This is a genomic window from Chloroflexota bacterium, from assembly GCA_016197225.1.
Lineage (GTDB): Bacteria > Chloroflexota > Anaerolineae > Anaerolineales > VGOW01 > VGOW01.
This window is the reverse complement of record JACPWC010000043.1, coordinates 1-7137: the sequence shown is the minus strand read 5'-3', so window position 1 is coordinate 7137 and position 7137 is coordinate 1. Positions and strand designations below refer to the sequence as shown.

10 protein-coding genes are annotated in these 7137 nt (G+C 60.5%); 7 read left to right on the top strand and 3 right to left on the bottom strand.

Features of this window, described 5'->3' with window-relative positions:
• The 7 genes from HYZ49_07400 to HYZ49_07370 all read left to right on the top strand — a co-directional run.
• On the top strand, window positions 1–112 hold a 112-nt coding region (locus HYZ49_07400; GenBank protein MBI3242101.1), incomplete at its 5' end, for a serine/threonine-protein phosphatase.
• A gap of 42 nt (window positions 113–154) precedes the next feature.
• The gene (locus HYZ49_07395) at window positions 155–1606 is read left to right on the top strand and encodes a VWA domain-containing protein (GenBank protein MBI3242100.1); all 1452 of its coding nucleotides are present in this window, start codon (window positions 155–157) and stop codon (window positions 1604–1606) included.
• Between the two features lie 134 nt (window positions 1607–1740).
• Window positions 1741–2121 carry an FHA domain-containing protein gene (locus tag HYZ49_07390; GenBank protein MBI3242099.1) on the top strand — a complete coding sequence of 127 codons (381 nt, stop codon included), beginning with the start codon at window positions 1741–1743 and terminating at the stop codon, window positions 2119–2121.
• A 21-nt stretch (window positions 2122–2142) separates the two neighbouring features.
• Window positions 2143–2385, top strand: coding sequence for a hypothetical protein (locus HYZ49_07385; protein MBI3242098.1), 243 nt, complete (start codon window positions 2143–2145; stop codon window positions 2383–2385).
• Between the two features lie 34 nt (window positions 2386–2419).
• The gene (locus HYZ49_07380; protein MBI3242097.1) at window positions 2420–3142 is read left to right on the top strand and encodes a response regulator transcription factor; all 723 of its coding nucleotides are present in this window, start codon (window positions 2420–2422) and stop codon (window positions 3140–3142) included.
• Between the two features lie 69 nt (window positions 3143–3211).
• The gene (locus HYZ49_07375; GenBank protein MBI3242096.1) at window positions 3212–3727 is read left to right on the top strand and encodes an ATP/GTP-binding protein; all 516 of its coding nucleotides are present in this window, start codon (window positions 3212–3214) and stop codon (window positions 3725–3727) included.
• A 13-nt stretch (window positions 3728–3740) separates the two neighbouring features.
• Window positions 3741–3896 (top strand): Hsp20/alpha crystallin family protein, encoded by a 156-nt coding sequence (locus tag HYZ49_07370; GenBank protein MBI3242095.1) that lies wholly within the window; start codon window positions 3741–3743, stop codon window positions 3894–3896.
• A 28-nt stretch (window positions 3897–3924) separates the two neighbouring features.
• Here HYZ49_07370 and HYZ49_07365 read toward each other — a convergent pair whose 3' ends face one another.
• The 3 genes from HYZ49_07365 to truB all read right to left on the bottom strand — a co-directional run.
• Entirely contained in the window at window positions 3925–5361 is a 1437-nt protein-coding gene (locus HYZ49_07365; protein ID MBI3242094.1) for an FAD-dependent thymidylate synthase, read from the bottom strand.
• A gap of 44 nt (window positions 5362–5405) precedes the next feature.
• Window positions 5406–6428, bottom strand: a complete 1023-nt coding sequence (locus tag HYZ49_07360; protein MBI3242093.1) for a bifunctional riboflavin kinase/FAD synthetase — start codon at window positions 6426–6428, stop codon at window positions 5406–5408.
• A partial coding sequence (gene truB / locus HYZ49_07355) for a tRNA pseudouridine(55) synthase TruB (GenBank protein MBI3242092.1) occupies window positions 6353–7137 on the bottom strand: 785 nt, incomplete at its 5' end. The genes truB and HYZ49_07360, both read right to left, overlap by 76 nt.

Below are 7137 nucleotides of genomic sequence, written 5' to 3'. Positions count from 1 at the left end.
GGTGCGAACGGCGCCCAGTCTGCAAGCCGCCTGTGACAAGCTGGTGCAAATGGCTAACGACGCCGGGGGACACGACAACATCACTGCTGTTCTTATCGAGTACAGCCCGTAGCGATCACCGTAAGCTCACAAAGACCCTGCCATGCCACCGCCCATGCCCGATCTCTACGCCAGCCTGGGCGTAGCGCGCTCCGCCACTCAGGATGAAATCCGGCAAGCATTCCGGCAGACCGCCCGCCGTTTTCACCCCGACACCAACCCCGACCCTTCGGCCTCCGACGAGTTCAAACTCGTCTCAAACGCCTACGACATCCTCAGTGACCCTCAACGCCGCGCGGAATACAACGGCCTCTTCGACGCCGGCGGCATGCCCCTGTTCGTCCCGCAAGTCATTCCCAGCCGCAATACAATGGGCCACCTCAAAGAACCGCAGGTTGTCTACTTCCTGGTAGACATTCGCGCCACCCTCTGGGCCAACCTGCCCACGCCGCCCCTCAACGTCTGCCTGGTCATAGACCGGTCTAACTCAATGCAGGGGCCGCGCCTGGAGCAAGTCAAGTCGGCGGCCAAACAAATCATCGAAGGCCTCAATGCCAACGACACGTTTTCGGTGGTGGCCTTCAGCGACCGGGCCGAGGTCATCATCCCGGCTCAACAAATGACGAACAAGGCCGCCATCCTGAACAAAGTCAGTTCCATCAACCCCAGCGGCGGCACCGAAATCCTGCAAGGCCTGCTGGCCGGCCTGCTCGAAATCCAGCGCAACCTGAATCCCAAATCGGTCAATCACCTCATTCTGCTGACCGATGGCCGGACTTATGGCGACGAAGACAACTGCCTGCTGCTGGCGACTCTGGCCGAGAGTGACGGGGTCACCGTCAGCGGGCTGGGAATTGGGGATGAGTGGAACGACTCGTTTCTGGACCAACTGGCCGGGGCCACCGGCGGCGAGTCGCGTTACATTAGTTCGCCCAGCGTCGTCACCCGCCTGCTCACCGAGCAGGTTCGGGGCATGGGCGGCACGCTGGCCCAGCGGCTTCGCCTGCAAGTGACGTGCGACCCCGGCGTGACTCTGCGCTCGGCCTTCAAAGTGTCGCCGCAGGCCCAGCCGGTGCCGCTGGACTTGCAACCATTGCGAATCGGCTCTCTGCAACGCGAAGAGCCGGTCTCGGTTCTGCTGGAATTTTTGGCGCAGGTTGGCGAGGGCGGCCTGCAAAATTTGGCCCGCCTGACCGTGTTGGGCGACGTGCTAAGTTTAGGCCGCCTCGACGAACGCTACATGCTGGACTTGCAGATGAAGCTGACTGATTCGGCGGAAGTGACTCCGCCGCCCCTTGCAATTGTGAACGCATTGGATAAACTTACTCTATACCGGCTTCAGGAGAAAGCCTGGGCCGCCGTGGACGAAGGCGACGTGCTGAAAGCCACCACCCGGTTGGAAATGCTGGCTACCCGCCTGATCTCCGACGGTGAAGGCGAACTGGCCAAGGTGGCCCTGGCCGAAGCCTATCGCCTGGGCCAGACCCGGCAAATTTCTGCCGAAGCTCGAAAACGAATCAAGTATGGAACGCGGGCGCTGATCGCTCCGCCAAAAGCAAAGACGTGATTATCTGCTCCAATTGCAAGCATGCTGAATATCCCGGCACACTGTTTTGCAGTGATTGCGGCGCGAGGCTATGGGAAAGCTCGGAAGATGAGACGGCTCACCTTACGGATAGCCTGAAGGAGACCACGCAAAAATTGCGCTCCGAACTGCTTCCCGGCGTCACGGCCCCCATGGCCGGCCACGTTGCCATTCACATCCACGGCTCAGCCGACCGCATCCAGCTTGCCGGAAAGTCTGAGTATCTTCTTGGCCGCGCCGATCCCAAGAATGACGCCGAGCCGGATGTTGACCTGGGCCTTTACAATGGACAGCAAATGGGCGTCTCCCGCCGCCACGCCACCTTGCTCTACAACGAATTCGGCCTGAGCATCGTTGACCTGGGTAGCACCAACGGCACGCTGGTCAATGGCCGCCTGCTCGGCGCGGGCAAAATGCAAATGCTCAAAGACGGCGACGAAGTCAAACTCGGCAAGCTGGCGTTCAACGTCTACTTCAATCCGGAAAACCAAAAATAACACCCTGTCAGGAGTTTGCTCATGGCCATCACTGTGTTGTTGCACATCAACAACGAAGACCCGATCCTCTGCGAAATTGACCAGATGCCGTCGCCGACCGACCTCATTGTCATTGGCAAGAACCCGCGCCGTCGTGACGGCAAAGACCTGATCAACCTGGTCGCCAACGTCACCACCGTCATCTGGCCTATCAACCGCATGAACTTTATCGAGATCATGCCGACCGACGAAGAAGAGAAGGTCATCTCGTTCGTCCGAGAGTAGAGACGTTGCAACGCAACGTCTCGGCAAAGCCACTATGCCTGAACCTCGCGAGTCTCACCGCATCCTCGTCGTTGACGACGAGCCGCGGATGATCCGTTTCATTCGCATGAACCTGGAGCTGGAAGGTTACGCCGTCTTCGAGGCGGGTGACGGCCTCAAAGCCCTGCAACAGGTGCGCGACACCCTGCCCGATCTGGTGATTCTCGACGTGATGATGCCCGAACTGGACGGCTTCGAGACTCTGCGCGCCCTGCGCGAGTTCTCCAGCGTGCCGGTGGTCATGCTCACCGCGCTCGGCGAAGAAGACGACCGGGTGCGCGGCCTGGAACTGGGGGCCGACGATTATGTGACCAAGCCTTTCAGCCCGCGTGAACTTGTCAGCCGGGTCAAGGCCGTTTTGCGCCGCACCGAGTCGCCGGCTCCGGCGCAAAAGGCGGCTATCAAAGTGGACAATCGCTTGCAAATTGACTTTGACCGGCGGGAAATTTTTGTCGAAGGCAAGCTGGTCAAACTGCGCCCCACCGAGTTTCGTCTCCTTTATCATCTGGTGAGCAACGCCGGCTGGGTGGTGCCGCACGATCAACTGCTGGCGAAGGTATGGGGCTACGAATATCGCGACGAGACCCACTACCTGCGGCTCTACATCAACTACCTGCGCCAGAAGCTGGAGAAAGACCCGGCCCACCCGGTCTACATCCTCACCGAGCGCGGCGTGGGCTACCGCTTTGTAGATTTGAAAAACGACGGGAGCAAATGACGACTGGCGAATGACGAAAGGCAACCTAAAAGGCCATTCGTCATTTTGCATTCGTCATTGCCATTTTCCATGTCCCGCATTCTCAAAATCGTCGTCACCGGCCCGTTTGGCGCCGGCAAGAGCCAGTTCGTCAAAACCATCAGCGATATTCCGCTGGTGTCCACCGAGCGCAAAATCAGCCGCCGCGAAAAGGGCATGAAAACTCAGACGACGGTGGCCATGGATTATGGCCGGGCCGAAATCGGCGACGATATTTTGCACCTCAACGGCACGCCGGGCCAGGTCCGCTTCGACTTCATGTGGGACATTCTCAGCCGCGAGATGCACGGCCTGGTCATGGTGGTCGACTCGACCGCCCACGACACCTTCCCCGACGTGCGAGCCATGCTCGACGAGTTTCTGGCTCCCAAAGCCGTGCCGCATATTGTGGCCGCCAACAAGCAAGACCTGGCCGACGCCGTCCACCCCGAAAAGCTTCGCCGCGCCCTGAATCTTCACCCCGATACGCCCATCCTGCCCTGCACTGCCTCCCACAAAACCAGCGTCCGCTTTGTTCTCAGCCAGTTGGCCGAGACGATCCAGTAACAACGCGGAGCGCGTGGACTACACCTTCGCCGAGCGCCCTTATGGTCGCTACAGCCGGTCACTGCTGTTGAACGTGCCGGTGGAGCCGGACAAGGCCGAAGCCCACTTCGACAACGGCCTGCCCACCCTCAAACTGCCCAAGGTTGTAATCTGGCTTACACACATGTAGAGCGATTTGCCAAATCGCTCTACAATTTTCAGGCCACGCTCACAAAAAACTCTTGCTCAATGGATTCCGCCGTTGGCCGCTCGCCACAGCGCATGAAGCCGGCGAGTAAAGGGTGCGCTTCGCGAATTAGCTCGTACATGCGGGCGGCAACGCGACGGACGGAGAAGTGGGCGTTGGGGGCGGTGCGTAGTTCGCAGAAGGCGAAGGCTTCGCGCAGGTTGAGGGTCATCAGCAGGCGGCGATTGAAGGCGTTGGGGATGACGTAAGAGGCCTCCTCAGGGAAATCGGCGGCGAGGGCTTGATACGTTTCAGCCGCCATTTGCATGGCGGCCTGATACTCGGCGTTGAAACCGGCGGCCTCAAATGCAGACGGCGTGGCCCAGCCCAGGCCGGCGGCGAGGCGTTGCGGCGTTTGAGTCATCATCCGATGACGCTTCACTTCAAAGTAAGCGCCCTGATCCATCCATGAATCGAAGGTATAAGTGACGTGCTCCAGTTCGCGGAGCGGGGTGTCGTACTTGTCCAGCTTCCCCAACGCTTCGGCGGCCAAACCGGCGCGCTCTTGATCGGTCATGGCGCGCACGGCGGTCATGGCCTCGGTGAACGACATTCCGCCGAATCGGTAGAGAACAGCGGCCAGGAATTTATTTTCGCCATCTCGGTCGTAGTCAACCAGCGTCAGCCAGTTGGAAGTTGACGAAGGACGAATGACGGGCGACGGACGTTCCGTCGTCCATCGTCCGTCGTCCATCGTCGGCAATTCAGCCAGATACGGCACTCTCTCCGCATACTTCACTAGCGTCGGCGTTTCGCCGAGGGCGACGCGCTTGACCTCTTCGCCGATCTCGCGCACTTCTTCAAGCGGGTGCGAGAGCATTTTGCGAATGGCGTTTTCGAAGACGCGGGCGTTGGCCGTCATGCCCAAATTGGCCAGCGCGGCGGCGGGCAGGATGAAGCGGCAGTTGTCCACGTATTTGGAGCGGATGCGGCCATCATATCTTGCTTCGCTCTCGTTCTCTTTGCGCGGGAATTGAGTTTCGACCCAGCGCCTGACTGGGGCCAGCGACTCGCGATAAACGTTGAACAGCCGGGTGCAGGTTTGCTGGTAGAGTTCGGCGCGTTGAGAGTCGGCGATGACGCGCGGGGTGTAGAAACCGTCCGGGTCCCATTTTTGGTAGCGAGTGGATTTTTCGGTGTAGGAGGCAAGGCGGTTGGACTCGATGCACTCGATAGCGAGCCGCGAGACGTTCTCGAAGGCGATGTGCAAAACGGCGTGCTCGGCCACCGAGGCGTGGCCGTAGCCGACCACCCACTTTTCGTGAAACCTGGCCGACTCGGCGTCGCTCAACTCGGCGGCAATCTCGCGGAAGGATTCGGGACTGCGCGAGGTTTTGGCGAAGGTGACGGCGATGGTTTCGGGGCTGAGATGTTTGGGTGAGAGAAGGTAAATGTCGCGTTGAGGCACGGTAAGAATTCAGAAGCCAGGAGTCAGGAGTCAGAATATTCTGGCTACTGACTTCTGACTCCTGACTCCTGCGATGTCAGGATTTCCCTTGCGCTTCGAATATCTCGGTGTATCTGAGCAACCAACTCGCTCACGCCGTTGAATTTTTGCTCCGGGCGCAGGCGGGCAATGAAGTCGAGTGTTAGACTTTGGCCGTAGAGGTCGCGGTTGAAATCGAGCAGGTGGGCTTCGACGGTGGGTTGGGCGTCAGTTTCAAAGGTGGGGCGCACGCCGATGTTGGCGACGGCGTTGACGGCTTCACTGCCGATCCGGGCTTTGCAGGCGTACACGCCGCGCGCCGGGTAAGCCTGTTCGTCCCAGAGTTGCAGGTTGGCTGTGGGGACGCCGATGGTCCGGCCCCGGCGGTTGCCTTCGACGACAAGGCCGTTGAGTTGGAAGGGGCGGCCCAAACAGTCGGCGGCTTCCCCGACGTTTCCGTCGGTCAGGGCCAGGCGCACACGGCTGGATGAAATCACGGCGTTGCCCGACATCATCGGTTCAACCACACGCACTTCGTAACCGTAGTTGCCGCCGCGCGCTTTCAGCCAGGCCACGTTGCCTTCGCGGTTGTGGCCGAAAGCAAAATCTGCGCCGCACCAGACCTCTTTGAAGTTGAGGGCGGCTTGCAGTCGTTCGACAAAATCGGCGGCGGTGATGTTGGCAACCTCATGATTGAACGGATGAGTCACAACCACGTCCACGCCCAGGGCCGCCAACTGTCCGGCTTTTTCTTCGGGCGTGTTGAGGTAGAAGGCGGGCCGCCGCCCGCGCAAGACGACGGCCGGATGCGGAAAGAAGGTGACGACGGCGGCGCGCATATCGCGTTGTTGCGCTTTGGCGACGAGGCCGCGAATGAGCGCCTGATGGCCGAGATGCACGCCGTCGAACGAGCCGAGGGTGAGCAGGGCCGGACGTTCGGGCGTTCCCAGTTCGGCCAGTGAATGAGCGTGAATCATGCGGTTGCTAAAACTTTCTTTGGCTTCCACTGCCCGCTGGCCGGGTCGGCCTCGACGATGGCGATCAGACAACCGTTGGGATCATAAGCGCGGCCCAGGCCTGAGCCTTGAGGCAGGTTTTGAATGGGAACCGGGTTGCCGTGCAGGATGCGGTTGGCCCCGGCGGCGTCAAGAGACACGACCGGCCAACTGCTCAGGGCGTGATCGGTGGGACGGATCAGCGTTGCGCCATTCCCAGCCTTGAAGGTGCTTTCGATGTGCGACAGTTCGTGGGCGTCTTCTAAGGTGAAGCCGCCGGCGGCGGTGCGGCTGAGGGCGGTGAGATAGCCGCCGCAACCGAGCGCCCGGCCCAAATCGTGCGCCAGCGAGCGAATATACGTTCCCGCCGAGCAGGTGATGTTGAGAGTGAGATCGGGCGATTGCCACGAAATCAGATCGAGGCCGTGAATGGTGACCGAGCGGGGAGCCAGGTTGGGCGTTTCGCCGTGACGGGCCATGTTGTAGGCGCGGCGACCACCCACTTGCACCGCCGAGAAAGCGGGCGGCACTTGCGAGATCGTTCCGCGAAAATTGGGCAGAGCCGATTCGATTTGATCAAGCCCCACAGTCACCAGACTCTGTTCCAGGAATTGGCCTTCGGCGTCGTAGGTGGTCGTGGTCTGCCCCAGCCGCACGGTGGCGCGATATTGTTTGTCGCCGCCGAGCAGATATTCGCTGATGCGCGTGGCCGTGCCCAGGCAGAGGATGAGCACGCCGCCGGCCATCGGGTCGAGCGTGCCGG